Genomic DNA, 13,729 nt, shown 5'->3' on the forward strand with positions numbered 1-13,729 from the left:
ATGACCCGCTCATTACGCATCTTCTACATCGCCCTGTTCCTGGTGACCCTGTTGGCCCTGGGCCTGTGGTCCACGCGCAGCTTCTTCGGCTTCAGCACCAACGCCGACGCCACCGTGCTGAACGGTCGCTGGACCAAGGCGGTAGAGACGCACTACGACGACGAGTTTCCGATCAAGCGCCTGGGCACCAACCTCTGGGCGGCGCTGGACTTCAAGCTGTTCAACGAAGGTCGTCCGGGCGTGGTGCTCGGTCGCGACCAGTGGCTGTATAGCGATGAAGAGTTCCACCCGATCGTCAACGAAGAGCTGAACCTGCAAGGCAACTACGCGCTGGTCGAAGGCGTGCGCCAGACCCTGAAAGCCAAAGGTGTGCAACTGGTAATGGCAGTGGTGCCAGCCAAGGTGCGCCTCTACCCGGAACACCTCGGTGAGGTGAAACCGGCGAGCATCCATAGCAACCTCTACAAGGACTTCCACCAGCGCCTGGCGGCCGACCGGATTCCGGCACCTGACTTGTTGGGCCCGTTGCTAGCGGCCAAACGTGACGGCAAGCAAGTGTTCCTGCGCACCGACACCCACTGGACCCCGGAAGGCGCCGAAATCGCGGCGAACAAGCTGGCCAGGACCATTGCCGACAAGTTCCCGCTGAGCGGCGAACCGCAGAACTTCGTCACCGAACCTGCGGAGAAAGTCACGCACAAGGGCGACCTGCGTCTGTTCCTGCCGCTGGACCCGCTGTTCGAAAACCTGATGCCGGCGCAAGAGCCTTTGCAGAAGCGCAACACCGTGGCGGCCGGCGACCCGCCGGCCAGTGACGATGCCCTGTTCGCCAACACCGAAGTGCCGGTGGCACTGATCGGCACCAGCTACAGCGCCAACCCCAACTGGAACTTCGTGGGCGCGCTGAAACAAGCATTGCGCAGCGACGTGGTCAATTACGCCGAGGACGGCCACGGCCCGATCCTGCCGATGCTCAGTTACCTCAAAAGCGACGCTTTCAAGAACAGCCCGCCACAAGTGCTGATCTGGGAATTTCCCGAACGATATCTGCCTGTGAATAACGAAATCGGCGACGCCGACCCGCAGTGGGTCGCTGAGCTTAAACAAGCCGGCGCGCGCCAACAAAACGTAGCAATCAACACTAAATCCGAGACGCCCGACCGGGCGCAAAACTGAAAGAGAGGTACACCATGACTTTCACTACTCCTCCTCGCCGTCTCGCTAAGACTTTTGCTCTTGTCGCTGGCATGAGCGTTCTGTCGATGCACGCTTTCGCCGGTGGCGACGCCGCACTCTACGGCCCGACCGCACCGAAAGGCTCGACCTTCGTACGGATCTACAACGCCAGCAACGCCGAAGTCAGCGCCACCGTCGGCAGCACCAGCCTGAGCGATGTCGCACCGCTGTCCAGCAGTGACTTCAGCTTCATGCCGGGCGGTGACTACAGCGCCAAGGTCGGTAGCCAGACACTGCCGGTGAAACTGGCCGGCGATCACTATTACACCCTGGTCAACAACGCCAGTGGCGCGCCGCAACTGATCGAAGAGCCGCCGTTCAAGAACAAGCAGAAATCCCTGGTACGGGTGCAGAACCTCAGCGACAAGGCACTGACCCTGAAGACCGCCGACGGCAAGACCGATGTGGTGCCCAACGTTGCGCCCAAAGGTCGTGGCGAACGTGAAATCAACCCGGTGAAAGTCAGCCTGGCGCTGTATGACGGCGCCACCAAAGTCGGCGACGTGAAACCGGTCGCCCTGGAACGCGGTGAGGCCGCGGTGCTGTATGTCACCGGCAACGGCAGCAGCCTGTCGCCAGTCTGGGTGAAACGCCCGGTTTCGACGCGCTAACGCGCGAGCTATCAGCTACAAGCCACAAGCTGCAAGAGAAGTGCATCTAACTTGCCGCTTGCAGCTTGCAGCTCCCAACTGCATTTAAAAGGAGTAACAACATGATTCCGGTGATCTTGTCAGGTGGTAGCGGCTCACGTCTTTGGCCGCTTTCCCGTAAGCAATTCCCGAAACAGTTCCTGGCCCTGACCGGCGAGCACACGCTGTTCCAGCAAACCCTGGAGCGCCTGGTGTTCGAAGACATGGACACGCCGATCGTGGTCTGCAACAAGGACCACCGTTTCATCGTCAACGAGCAACTGACCGCGCGCAAACTGGAAACCCAGCGCATCCTGATGGAACCGTTCGGTCGCAACACTGCACCAGCCGTGGCCCTGACCGCGATGATGCTGGTCAATGAAGGTCGCGACGAGTTGATGCTGGTGCTGCCCGCCGACCACGTGCTGGAAGACCAGAAAGCCCTGCAACGCGCCCTGGCGCTGGCCACGGTCGCCGCCGAAAACGGCGAAATGGTGCTGTTCGGCGTGCCGGCCACCAAACCGGAAACCGGTTACGGCTACATCAAGTCGACCAACGACTCGCTGCTGCCCGAAGGAGTCAGCCGCGTCTCGCACTTCGTCGAAAAACCCGACGTGAAACGCGCCACCGAGTTTGTCCAGTCCGGCGGTTATTTCTGGAACAGCGGCATGTTCCTGTTCCGCGCCAGCCGTTTCCTCGAAGAACTGAAAAAGCACGATCCGGACATCTACGACACCTGCCTGCTGACCCTGGAACGCAGCGAGCAGGATGCCGACACTGTCGACATCGACGCCGCTACCTTCGCCTGCTGCCCGGACAACTCCATCGACTACTCGGTGATGGAAAAAACCCAGCGCGCCTGCGTCGTGCCGTTGACCGCAGGCTGGAGCGATGTCGGCTGCTGGTCGTCGTTGTGGGAAGTGAACGAAAAAGACGCCAACGGCAACGTCACCAAAGGCGATGTGGTCATCCAGGACAGCCGCAACTGCATGATCCACGGCAACGGCAAACTGGTGTCGGTGATCGGCCTGGAAAACATCGTGGTCGTCGAAACCAAGGACGCCATGATGATCGCCCACAAGGACAAGGTCCAAGGCGTGAAGCAGATGGTCAACACCCTCAACGAACAGGGTCGCAGCGAAACCCAGAACCACTGCGAGGTCTATCGTCCGTGGGGCTCCTACGACTCGGTGGACATGGGCGGTCGCTTCCAGGTCAAGCACATCTCGGTCAAGCCGGGCGCGTGCCTGTCGCTGCAAATGCACCATCACCGCGCCGAGCACTGGATCGTGGTCAGTGGCACCGCTGAAGTGACCTGCGACGAGAACGTGTTCCTGCTCACCGAGAACCAGTCGACCTACATTCCGATTGCCTCGGTTCACCGTTTGCGCAACCCGGGCAAGATTCCACTGGAGATCATCGAAGTGCAATCGGGCAGTTATCTGGGCGAAGACGATATCGAGCGGTTTGAAGATATCTACGGTCGCTCCACCCCGATCGAGCGTGGCGTGTCGGTGAAGACCATCGCGCAGTAACCCTCGGAAAAACTGAAAGCCCCCGCCCAGCCCGCTGCGTTCCCCATCCGCAGCGGGTTGGGCGGGGGCTTTTTTGGTTCTTCACGCAACCCCGGGATACAAAGCTAACGCAAGACCTGTAGGAGCGAGCCGGCTCGCGATGGTCGTGAACGATAACGCGGGGAACCTGACGCCCCGCGGTGTTCTCCAGTTCATCGCGAGCAGGCTCGCTCCCACATTTGACAGCGTATGCCGTTCACTGTGGGAGATTCTATGTTTGGGGGGAACCCCCAAACATAGAATTTGGTTGGTACTCACTTTGGTTTTTCATCAAGGCAAACACCACTCTGGCCAGTTTGCGAGCCAGAATCACCAAGGCCTGGGTACCTTTGAGGCCTCGGTCCAGGTAACGCTGATAGAACGGTCTCCAGGTTGGTGAGCGGCTGGCAGCCATTGCGCTGTTGTGAAATAAGCGCCGGAACTCCGAATCGCCCCGTTTGGACAAGTAGCGTCTCTGATCTTTCTTGCCTGATTGTCTCACTCGCGGATCCATTCCCAGGAAGGCGATGAAGCCATCGCTGTCGGAAAACTCTCCGCGCATGAAAGCTGTTACCGCCGCTGTGGCCGTCAGGACGCCTATGCCTTCAACGGCTTGGCAGCGTTTTACCTGAGCGTCCATACCCGCTTCGCTAACGATGTTCTTCAGCGCCTTCTGAATGCCTTTTTCAATCTGCTCTACACAGCGCAGGTATTCACCCAGCGCCTCTTCGAGCAAGGGTTCGTCCCTCCAACTTTGCTTGATTGCCACCCGATGTCGAACAAGCTCAGCCCGGCGTCGCAGCAAGCTTTTGAGCTGCGTGTAAGCCTTGGGAGGCGGACTCCAGACCCTGAGCTTGTCGGACTCCTTGCCCAAATAACGCGCCAGCAAGACCGCGTCCAGAGCATCTGTTTTTGCCCGGACACCTATCCCATCGCGGTATTTATTAAGGCGGCTGCCATCAATGACGTAAACGTCATGACCCAGTTCATGAGCGATTTCCGTCGTGTCGAGGTGGTAGGTGTTGGTCGCTTCAAGCGCCAGTGCACAGTTGTCTGGCAATAACTTAAGCCACTTTTTCAGTGCTGATCGTTCATTGGCGACGATCAAAGTGCTCTCTTCGTCGCATCGATAGACAACGATCTCATCCTTCGCCACATCCACACCAACGACCACCTGCGAATCAAGGATTGTCATGGCCCACCCTCCGAGCTAGGGTTTAGAAACTTGTCGGGGTTCACCGTTGCGCTGGCTTGTCGCTATCGTCGGTCCGAGCCGATGCATTCCTTATCGGCGCATTAGGTGAAGGGGTGGGACGATGTCTCCCACGGTCTGTACTGGCTAGAGTCAGATGACGAGCTTTAGTCCCACCCACCCCTTCAAGTCTAAACATACAAGCGAGCCAGCTCCGGGCGGCGTTCCGACGATGAGGCTATGACACCCACCGCCAAAATCCTGCCCATCGCCAACCTCACCTACGCTTAGGTAGGATGCTCCTCTCTGCTTCCGAGGTTTGCGCGTCATGTTCATCGGTGTCCTGCTCGTCATCACCTGGCTGATCCTGCTACTGCGCTATCCGGCCAAAGCGCTGCCCGTTTCCATGGCCGCCGCCGTGGGCCTGGGTATTGTCGCCACGTGGGTGATCTGGATGGACCATCGCGAACTCAAGCAACTGGAGCGTCTTGAATTGCGCATCAGCTACGCACCGCAACACTGCCCCGCCGACCGGCCGCTGCAATTGACCCTGAACAATGGCAACGACGTGCCGCTGACCGAGCTGCGTTGGCGCGTCGCGGCCTACGCGCCGGGCGACACGGTCAATCTTGCTGACAACCAGTACACCGCCCCGCGCTACCGTGGCCCCGGCGAATTGCAGGCCGGTGGCAACTGGGAAGACTGTCTGCCGCTGCCGCCGTTGCGCCCCGGCTACCGCCCGGAAACCCTGGAATTTCGCGCCGAGCGCTTGCAGGGTAGTTTCTCCGACTGAGCCTTCCCCCCACTTTTTTGCACAAGGACCGCGCCATGCCCGTTGCGTTGATTACCGGATGTTCCAGCGGCATCGGCCGCGCCCTGGCCGATGTGTTCAAGGCTGCCGGCTACACAGTCTGGGCCAGCGCCCGCAAGCCTGAAGACGTGGCAGCCCTGACCGCCGCCGGTTTCACCGCCGTGCAACTGGACGTCAACGATGGCCAGGCGCTCGAACAGTTGAGCGAGCGCATCAACCAGCAACACGGTGGCCTCGACGTGCTGATCAACAACGCCGGTTATGGCGCCATGGGGCCGCTGCTCGACGGCGGTGTGCCGGCGATGCAGCGTCAGTTCGAAACCAATGTGTTCGCCATTGTCGGCGTGACCCGCGCACTGTTCCCGGTGTTGCGCCGGGCCAAAGGCCTGGTGCTGAACATCGGCAGCGTCTCCGGCGTGTTGGTGACGCCATTCGCCGGCGCCTACTGTGCTTCGAAAGCGGCGGTGCATGCCTTGAGCGATGCCTTGCGCATGGAACTGGCGCCGTTTGGCGTGCGGGTCATGGAGGTTCAGCCGGGCGCCATCGCGTCGAGTTTCGCCAAGAACGCGGGCCACGAAGCCGAACAACTGATCAGTGAGCAATCGCCGTGGTTTCCATTACGCGAAGGTATCCGCGCCCGGGCCAGGGCCTCCCAGGACAATCCGACACCCGCCAGCGAATTTGCCGCCGGAGTACTCAAGGCTGTGCAGCAAGGCAAGCCGCCACGACTGTTACGCCTGGGCAATGGCAGCCGGGCGTTGCCGTTGATGGCCGGACTGTTACCCAAGGGCCTGCTGGAATCAGGCTTGATGAAGCGGTTCGGATTGCGCGGGCAGCTCTGAGACCGGGTTATCGTTCTTCGCGGGCAAGCCTCGCTCCTGCAGGATTTGCGCAGGACCTGTGGGAGCGAGGCTTGCCCGCGATGGCGTCAGAACAGGCCAAGCAGATTTTGAGGAAACACCATGACCGACTACACCGAATACTTCGAAGAAGTGATCAAGGCCCACGTCGCCATCGAACAATGGTTGGCCGAAGAACGCGATGGGCGCGAACTTGAACAGTTGCTGACCCGTTTTTCGCCGCAATTCTCCATGGTTTCGCCATTGGGACGAGTGCTGGACTTTGCCGCGCTGAACGAGTTGTTCATGCTGGCCGGCGGCAAGAAGCTGGGTTTTCGTATCGAGTTGAGCGAATTTCGCGGCATTGCGCTGCATGACGGTGGCGCCACCGTCAGTTACCGCGAGCAGCAGACCGATGCGACGGGGCTGCATTCGGATCGCCGCTCGACCGTGGTGTTCGAGAAACAGGCGGACGGCAAGGTGCTGTGGCGGCATTTGCACGAGACGTTTAGCCAGGGCTGATCCCGGACTCGACGACAATCAACTGTAGGAGCGAGCTTGCTCGCGATGAAGGTCAACGATAACGCGTTCTTTCTGGATAAACGCGGCGCCCTTGATTCCATCGCGAGCAAGCTCGCTCCTACAATGGCTTCACCACCACCGTACAAGTAATCCCCGCCGCCAACAGCACGCCTTCCGGTACTTCGTCGATGTGAATCCGCACCGGCACCCGTTGCGCCAGGCGCACCCAGTTGAAGGTCGGGTTCACGTCGGCGATCAACTCACGGCTTTCCGGGTTGTCGCGGTCGTAGATACCGCGCGAGATGCTTTCCACATGGCCCTTGAGCACTTCGCCGCTCATCAGTTGCATGTCGGCCTTATCGCCCACGCGCACATGGGGCAGTTTGGTTTCTTCGAAGAAGCCATAGACCCAGAACGAGTTCATGTCGACCACGGCCATTTTCGCCTCGCCGATGCGCGCGTAGTCGCCGCGATGCACGTTGAGGTTGGTCACATAACCGTCCACGGCGGCGCGGACTTCGGTGCGTTTGAGGTTCAGTTCGGCGGCTTCCAGTTGCGCCTGGGCCTGCTGGTAATCGGCCAGGGCCGAGTCGGCGAGGTTGCTGGCGTCGTCGCGGTTTTCCCTGGAGATCACCAGGTTGTCCATATCGGCCCGGCGATGGGCGTTGACCTTGCGCATCTCCCACGTGGCCTTGCGCGAAGCCACCAGCGACTGCGCCTGCTTGACCGCGAGGCGGTAGTGCTCGGGGTCGATCAGCATCAGCAGGTCACCCTTCTTCACCAACTGGTTGTCACGCACCGGCACGTCCACCACCTCGCCGGTGACGTCGGCGGCGACGTTGATGATGTCGGCGCGCACCCGGCCGTCGCGGGTCCATGGCGTCTCCATGTAATGCACCCAGAGGGTCCGGCCGATCCATATCGCCAGGGCCAGTACCAGCAGGGTTGCAAGCAGGCTGAATAGCTTTTTCATCAAGGTGTTCTCAACGGTAGACAGTCAGCGCCAGGGCGCCGAACAGACAGGTAAACAGACTCAGGCGCAGCAACGCCGGGTGCCAGAAAAAACGGTACAGGTCGAACCCGGACAAGAAGCGGTCCAGCGCCCAGGCCAGCGCCGCCGCGATCAAAAACATCAGGGTCATGGTCGGCATGTACACGCCGTGGAAGGCGATTTCACGAGGCATGTTCAAGTCCTTGGGGCTTGGCGGTGGCATGGTTGTAGCCGGCGAGCGGTGATTGCGGGTCCAGCAGCGAGGTGCGGATGAAGTGCAGGTAGCTCTTGACCCGGCGCAACGCCGAGGTGTCGAAGTGCGGAGCGAAGGGTTCGTCGGTGGCTTGCACGCGACTGATCGCATGGTCGACCGCGATCAACGCACGCTCCAGATTGCTCTGGCCGGGTTGCAGAAACAGCCGCACCAGCGAACGCCCCATCACACGGATCGACTGGCGCCACGGCTGGGATTCGGCATAGGCGGGATGCACCGGCAGGACGGCTTGTTCCTTGCGCAGTTCGATGATCGCGTGCCCCACTTCAAGCACCACGAACATCCAGCGCAACAGGTTTCGCTGGACCTGCGGCTGCCCCGCCGCGAAGCCATAGGCCTGGTGCACCAGGTCGCGGGTGCGGCTTTCGAAACGCGAGGCCAGGCCCTTGAGTTTGCCGCTGATGGCATACACCACCTGACCCCGCAGATCCTGCTCCAGTCGACGCCACAACCAACGGCTGTTGGGCGGCAGAATGATCGCCCCCGCCGCCGCGCACACCAGCATGCCCAGCACCATGGCGATGTAGTCGTTGATGAAGGTGTACGGGTTGTAGACCGTGAGATTGTCCGGCACCGAACCGGTACTGAAGAAGATCAGCAATCCCAGCCCTACCCCGACGTACTGCGGCCGCGAGGTGAGGAACGACCCCAGCACGATCACCGGGGCGAGCATCACACAGAGCAACGGAAACCCGTCGATCCGCGGAAAAATGAAAAACATCTCGACGAAGCCGATCAACGCCCCGAGGAAGGTGCCGCAAGCCATTTGGAATGACATGCGCTTGGGGTTCGGTGTGGCGGCGGAAAGGCCGACGGTGGCGGCGGCGATCAAGGTCATGGTCGCCCCGCTCGGCCACGCCGTGGCGACCCAATAGCTGCCCAGCACCACCAGAATGAAGGCAGCACGAATCCCTGAGGCTGCCGATACCAGCCAACTGGTCTGCGGCATGAACGGCTCGTCCCAGCGCTCCCGTTCGTGGCTGTGATCGGCCAGCGACGCGTGGGTCTGTGCATAACTGTGCAGGTCATCGACGAAGCGATAGAGCAGTTCATACGCCGTGTGGAAATCCAGTTGCTCGGCGTCGCTTGGCTGACTCTCCTGGAAAAGCGCCCGAAGGCTGCGTACCCGCGCCGGAAGCCCTTCCTTATAAGCACTCAGAGCCTTCACCAGACGCGCCGCATCGGCGTTGGTCAGGGCGCGGCCGCTGAAGCCGTCGAGCAATTCGGCCAGATCAATCAACCCCGGCTTGATCGCGGCCACCACTTGATCCGCTGCACTGCTGCGCAGGCGTTCCAACAACTGGTGCAAGGCGTTGAAGCGGGTGGTGATGCCCATGAACTCGCTGTTCAAGCGACTGAGCCGGCCGTTGCGGCGGCGCATGTGCGGGTCTTCGAACATGGTGACGCTACGCAGCCCCTCCAGGCCCACGGCCTCGGCGATGAAACGCACGTTGCCGGCCTCGAACGCTTCGCGCTGACTGCGCCCACGCAAACCGTCGGTGACGAACAAGGCGAACACGCCGAAACGCTGGTAAAGGGCGTTGCGCATGGCGGCACCGGACGATTGCGGCAGGATCGCGGCGCTGACCAGGGTCGAACAGAGGATCCCCAGGGAGATTTCCAGCACCCGCCAGACCGCCGCCATGAAGGCACCGTCCGGATGGGCCAGCGCGGGCAAACCGACCATCGCCGCGGTGTAACCGGCCAATACGAAACCGTAGGCGCGGAAGTTACGATAACGGGCCGCGCCGGCCGTGCAGATACCGACCCAGATCGCCAACGAACCGAGGAACAGTTCGGTGTTCTGCGCAAACAGGGCGATCAACGCGACCATCACCGACGACCCGGCCAGGGTGCCAAGGAACCGATAAAAACTCTTGGCGAACACATGACCGCTCTGCGGCTGCATGACGATGAACACCGTGATCATCGCGGTGCGCGGCTGCGGCAACTCCAGGCGCATGGCCAGCCACAGGGTCAGGAATGCGGCGATCAACACCTTGAAAATGTAGACCCAGGTCACGCCGTCGCTGCGTGCCCAGTCGAAGAACCCCCGGCGCCATTCCAGGGAATACAGCCAGCGCAGAGGTGCGGGCAAGGGAGTCATGGAGTCCTGCTCACTTAGGAAAGTCTGGAAACAATTGAAACCCTGTGGCGAGCGAGCTTGCTCGCGCCGGGCCGCAAAGCAGCCCCAAAACGCTGGCAGTCTTTGCTGATGTTGTGAGTGCTGCGCACTCAAGCGGGAGCAAGCTCCCTCGCCACAAAGATGGCCTTGCCTGATGCATCCGGGTCATCTCAGCAGTCTCGGCGTTTTCGGCGCGGCTGTCTGACTGTCCTTGGGCACATCATTACCGGCCCCCAGCCCACCGCCCAACGCCGTCACCAACTCGGCATGAGCACTCAGTCGCGCCGCCTGAACCTGTTGCTGCACTTGCTGCTGTTTGAACAACAGGGTCTGGGCATTGAGCACGTTGAGGTAATCGGTGAGCCCGCGTTGATAAGCGACCATTGCGATGTCGTAAGTCTTCTGCGCCGTCGCCACCGACTCGGCGGCAAACATTTGCTGCTTGTCCATGGACTCCCGGCGGATCAACTGGTCGGAGATGTTCTTCAGCGCATTGACCAGGGTCTGGTTGTACTTCGCCACGGCGATATCATAACCGGCCGAGGCTTCACCCAGCTCCGCGCGCAATCGCCCGCCGTCAAAGATCGGCAAGGAAATCGCCGGGCCGACGCTGTAGTTGAGTTTCTTGCCGGTCAAAAACTCCAGCGCGCCACCGCCAGTCGCCATGTAGCCGAGGCTGCCGACCAGATCGACGTTGGGATAGAAACCGGCATGGGCAACATCGATACCACGCGCCTGCGCCGCCACCTGCCAGCGACTGGCGACCACGTCCGGGCGTTGACCGAGCAACTGCGCCGGCAACGATGACGGCAACTTCAGCGCTGCGCCCAACGACAGCGACGGTCGCTGTAACTGCGCGCCCTCGCCAGGACCTTTACCGGCGAGCGCGGCCAATTGATTGCGGCTCAGGGCGATTTCTTCGTCCAGCGCATCGATCTGACGATGGGTTTCCGGCAGTGGCGTTTCGGCCTGGCTGACTTCGAAATGGGTGCCGATTCCGCCGTTCAAGCGCTTTTGCGCCAGCTCGAGGATCTGCTCTTGCTGCTTCAATGTGGCTTCGACAATGTCCCGCTGCGCGTAATGCAGCGAGAGTTCGATATAGACGCGCACGATGTTGTTCTGCAGTTCGAGCTGGGCCTGGCGCGCTTCGGCGACGGTCATGTGGGCCATGTCCACGGCGCGCTCGGTGGCATTGCTTTCACGGCCCCAGAGGTCGAGGGCGTAGCTGAAACCCAATGCGGCGTTGTTGTCCCAGGTGGTGGTGTTGGCCAGGTTGCCGGGGCCATAGAACTGATCGGTCGGCCAATTGTGGCGCTTGAGGGTCGATTCGCCATTGATCTGCAGCGATTCGGCAGACTCGGCGAGGCCGGCCATGGATTTGGCCTGACGCACCCTCGCGGCGGCCATGGCCATGGTCGGACTGCCTTGCACGGCGAGGTCGATCCAGCGATTCAGTTGCGGGTCGCCATACGCCTGCCACCACTGTGCGGTGGGCCAATGCGCATCCTGAGCGGCGCTTTGGATGGCTTCGTCGGTGACCAGTGAGTCGGCCTCCAGCGCCTTGCCCTGCGGGGCAATACCTCCGGTTCCGATGCAGCCGCTGATTGCCAGGGTTAAAGCCAAAACACTGAGCGGTTGAAGCGCTCTGCTAATGCGACGCGGCACTGCTGCGATTTCCTGAAATAGAGGAGGTAACGAGATCTGACAGGAGCCGGTTGCTGGCGATGCAGACACCCTGGAACAACGGGATGACAGCAGCGACGCATGCGCCAGCAAGCCAGCTCCTACGGTCCATACAATTCTATGGATGAGCATTGGTCGCGATAAGCCGGAATTCCTGTGAATCTTTGTTACCGTTAACGCGATAATCCCTTGGTCGGGGTCTCAAATCCTGAAACTTCATGTCACAATTTGCCATCGAACCCGAGAGCACCCCATGGACACATTGCAAAACATGCGCGCCTTCAGTTACGTGGCCGAAGCGGGAAGCTTCACCGCCGCCGCGGTACAACTGGACACCACCACGGCTAACGTCTCGCGCGCGGTCTCCAACCTGGAAGCCCACCTGCAAACCCGTCTTCTCAACCGCACGACCCGCCGCATCGCCCTCACCGAAGCCGGCAAGCGTTACCTGCTGCGCTGCGAACAGATCCTGGCCTACGTCGAAGAAGCCGAAGCAGAGGCCAGCGACGCCCACGCGCGCCCGGCCGGGCAACTGAAGGTGCACACCATGACCGGCATCGGTCAGCACTTCGTGATCGACGCCATTGCCCGCTACCGCAAGACCCACCCGGACGTGACCTTCGACCTGACCATGGCCAACCGCGTACCGGACCTGCTCGACGAGGGCTACGACGTGTCCATCGTCCTGGCCAGCGAACTGCCGGACTCGGGTTTCGTCTCACAACGCCTGGGCATCACCTTCAGTATCGTTTGCGCCTCCCCGGCCTACGTCAAAGCCAACGGTTGCGCGCAAAAACCCAGTGACCTGCTCAACCACGCCTGCCTGCGCCTGGTGAGCCCGGTGATCCCCCTGGAAAAATGGGCCTTCGACGGCCCGGACGGCCAGGAAATGGTCACCATCAATAGCTCTCCGTTTCTGGTGAACTCCGCCGACGCCATGAAAAGCGCGATCACCAGCGGCATGGGCGTCGGCGTGCTGCCGCTGTACGCAGCGATCGACGGCCTGCGCAACGGCACTCTGGTACGCGTGATGCCCAAATACCGCTCCCAGGAGCTGAACCTGTACGCCATCTACCCGTCGCGGCAATACCTGGATGCAAAGATCAAGACCTGGGTCGAGTATTTGCGCGGATCGCTGCCGGAATTGTTGGCGGCACATCAAGTGGAACTGGCGGCTTATGAAATGAGCGGGAGCATGGCCGGGGCGCGAATGGCGAACTGAGCCTGCCAGGGACACACAATGCCGCCACGGGGGAATGGGCTGCGTAACCCTATTCCGCGTTCGACCAAGACCACGTGTAGGAACTGGCTCGCTCCGGGCGGCGTTCCGACGATGGACGTCAACGATGACGCAGGCTGTCTGAATGCCCGTGTTGCTCTGACGTTCATCGCGAGCAGGCTCGCTCCTACAGTGGATTGAGTACAGCGCAAGTGAATGGTCGGCTGTCAGGCCGCCTTCGCGCTACATCGAACTGCGGCAGGCTGGGGTGCAACGACGATACCGGCAGCTAGAGCTCCTGTAGGAGCGAGCCTGCTCGCGATGGACGTCAACGATGACGCGGGCTGTCTGAAGGCCCGCGTTGCCCGGGCTTTCATCGCGAGCAGGCTCGCTCCTACAGTGGATTGAGTACAGCGCAAGTGAATGGTCGGCTGTCAGGCCGCCTTCGCGCTACATCGAGCTGCGGCAGGCTGGGGTGCAACGACGATACCGGCAGCTAGAGCTCCTGTAGGAGCGAGCCTGCTCGCGATGGACGTCAACGATGACGCGGGCTGTCTGAAGGCCCGTGTTGCCCGGACTTTCATCGCGAGCAGGCTCGCTCCTACAGTGGATTGAGTACAGCGCAAGTGAATGGTCGGCTGTCAGGCCGCCTTCG

At 61.1% G+C, this 13,729-nt stretch carries 12 protein-coding genes; 7 read left to right on the forward strand and 5 right to left on the reverse strand.

Annotated elements, in window-relative coordinates; all coding sequences use genetic code 11:
- The 3 genes from BLV61_RS11060 to BLV61_RS11070 all read left to right on the forward strand — a co-directional run bounded on the left by BLV61_RS11060 (window position 1) and on the right by BLV61_RS11070 (window position 3,400).
- Window positions 1–1,176, forward strand: a complete 1,176-nt coding sequence (locus BLV61_RS11060) for an alginate O-acetyltransferase (protein ID WP_047532894.1) — start codon at window positions 1–3, stop codon at window positions 1,174–1,176.
- A 14-nt stretch (window positions 1,177–1,190) separates the two neighbouring features.
- The gene (locus tag BLV61_RS11065) at window positions 1,191–1,847 is read left to right on the forward strand and encodes an alginate O-acetyltransferase AlgF (protein ID WP_090464912.1); all 657 of its coding nucleotides are present in this window, start codon (window positions 1,191–1,193) and stop codon (window positions 1,845–1,847) included.
- Window positions 1,848–1,948: 101 nt separating this feature from the next.
- A complete protein-coding gene (locus BLV61_RS11070) occupies window positions 1,949–3,400 on the forward strand; it encodes a mannose-1-phosphate guanylyltransferase/mannose-6-phosphate isomerase (RefSeq protein ID WP_090464914.1) in 1,452 nt (483 codons plus the stop codon).
- Between the two features lie 250 nt (window positions 3,401–3,650).
- Here the strand turns inward: BLV61_RS11070 and BLV61_RS11075 are convergent, their stop codons facing one another.
- Complete coding sequence (locus tag BLV61_RS11075; RefSeq protein WP_090462387.1) at window positions 3,651–4,613, reverse strand: IS110 family transposase; 963 nt, start codon at window positions 4,611–4,613, stop codon at window positions 3,651–3,653.
- A gap of 325 nt (window positions 4,614–4,938) precedes the next feature.
- Between BLV61_RS11075 and BLV61_RS11080 the strand changes: the two genes are divergently transcribed.
- The 3 genes from BLV61_RS11080 to BLV61_RS11090 all read left to right on the forward strand — a co-directional run bounded on the left by BLV61_RS11080 (window position 4,939) and on the right by BLV61_RS11090 (window position 6,782).
- Complete coding sequence (locus tag BLV61_RS11080; RefSeq protein WP_047532900.1) at window positions 4,939–5,403, forward strand: hypothetical protein; 465 nt, start codon at window positions 4,939–4,941, stop codon at window positions 5,401–5,403.
- Between the two features lie 35 nt (window positions 5,404–5,438).
- Complete coding sequence (locus BLV61_RS11085; protein WP_047532902.1) at window positions 5,439–6,263, forward strand: SDR family oxidoreductase; 825 nt, start codon at window positions 5,439–5,441, stop codon at window positions 6,261–6,263.
- A 120-nt stretch (window positions 6,264–6,383) separates the two neighbouring features.
- Window positions 6,384–6,782, forward strand: coding sequence for a DUF4440 domain-containing protein (locus BLV61_RS11090; protein ID WP_090464919.1), 399 nt, complete (start codon window positions 6,384–6,386; stop codon window positions 6,780–6,782).
- Window positions 6,783–6,900: 118 nt separating this feature from the next.
- On the opposite strand, the gene BLV61_RS11095 is transcribed toward BLV61_RS11090, so the two are convergent.
- The 4 genes from BLV61_RS11095 to BLV61_RS11110 form a co-directional block, all read right to left on the reverse strand.
- On the reverse strand, window positions 6,901–7,755 hold the full coding sequence (locus BLV61_RS11095; protein ID WP_047532912.1) for an efflux RND transporter periplasmic adaptor subunit: 855 nt from the start codon (window positions 7,753–7,755) through the stop codon (window positions 6,901–6,903).
- A gap of 10 nt (window positions 7,756–7,765) precedes the next feature.
- Window positions 7,766–7,966, reverse strand: a complete 201-nt coding sequence (locus BLV61_RS11100; protein ID WP_047532914.1) for a DUF1656 domain-containing protein — start codon at window positions 7,964–7,966, stop codon at window positions 7,766–7,768.
- Complete coding sequence (locus BLV61_RS11105) at window positions 7,956–10,154, reverse strand: FUSC family protein (RefSeq protein ID WP_047532916.1); 2,199 nt, start codon at window positions 10,152–10,154, stop codon at window positions 7,956–7,958. Before BLV61_RS11105 ends, BLV61_RS11100 begins: the two co-directional genes overlap by 11 nt.
- 183 nt (window positions 10,155–10,337) lie before the next feature.
- A complete protein-coding gene (locus BLV61_RS11110; RefSeq protein WP_090464923.1) occupies window positions 10,338–11,837 on the reverse strand; it encodes an efflux transporter outer membrane subunit in 1,500 nt (499 codons plus the stop codon).
- Between the two features lie 271 nt (window positions 11,838–12,108).
- Here BLV61_RS11110 and BLV61_RS11115 point away from each other — a divergent pair, with 271 nt between their 5' ends.
- Complete coding sequence (locus BLV61_RS11115; protein ID WP_047532920.1) at window positions 12,109–13,077, forward strand: LysR family transcriptional regulator; 969 nt, start codon at window positions 12,109–12,111, stop codon at window positions 13,075–13,077.
- Window positions 13,078–13,729: the final 652 nt, after the last annotated feature.

This window comes from Pseudomonas mohnii, from assembly GCF_900105115.1.
In the GTDB taxonomy this organism is placed as follows: Bacteria; Pseudomonadota; Gammaproteobacteria; order Pseudomonadales; family Pseudomonadaceae; genus Aquipseudomonas; species Aquipseudomonas mohnii.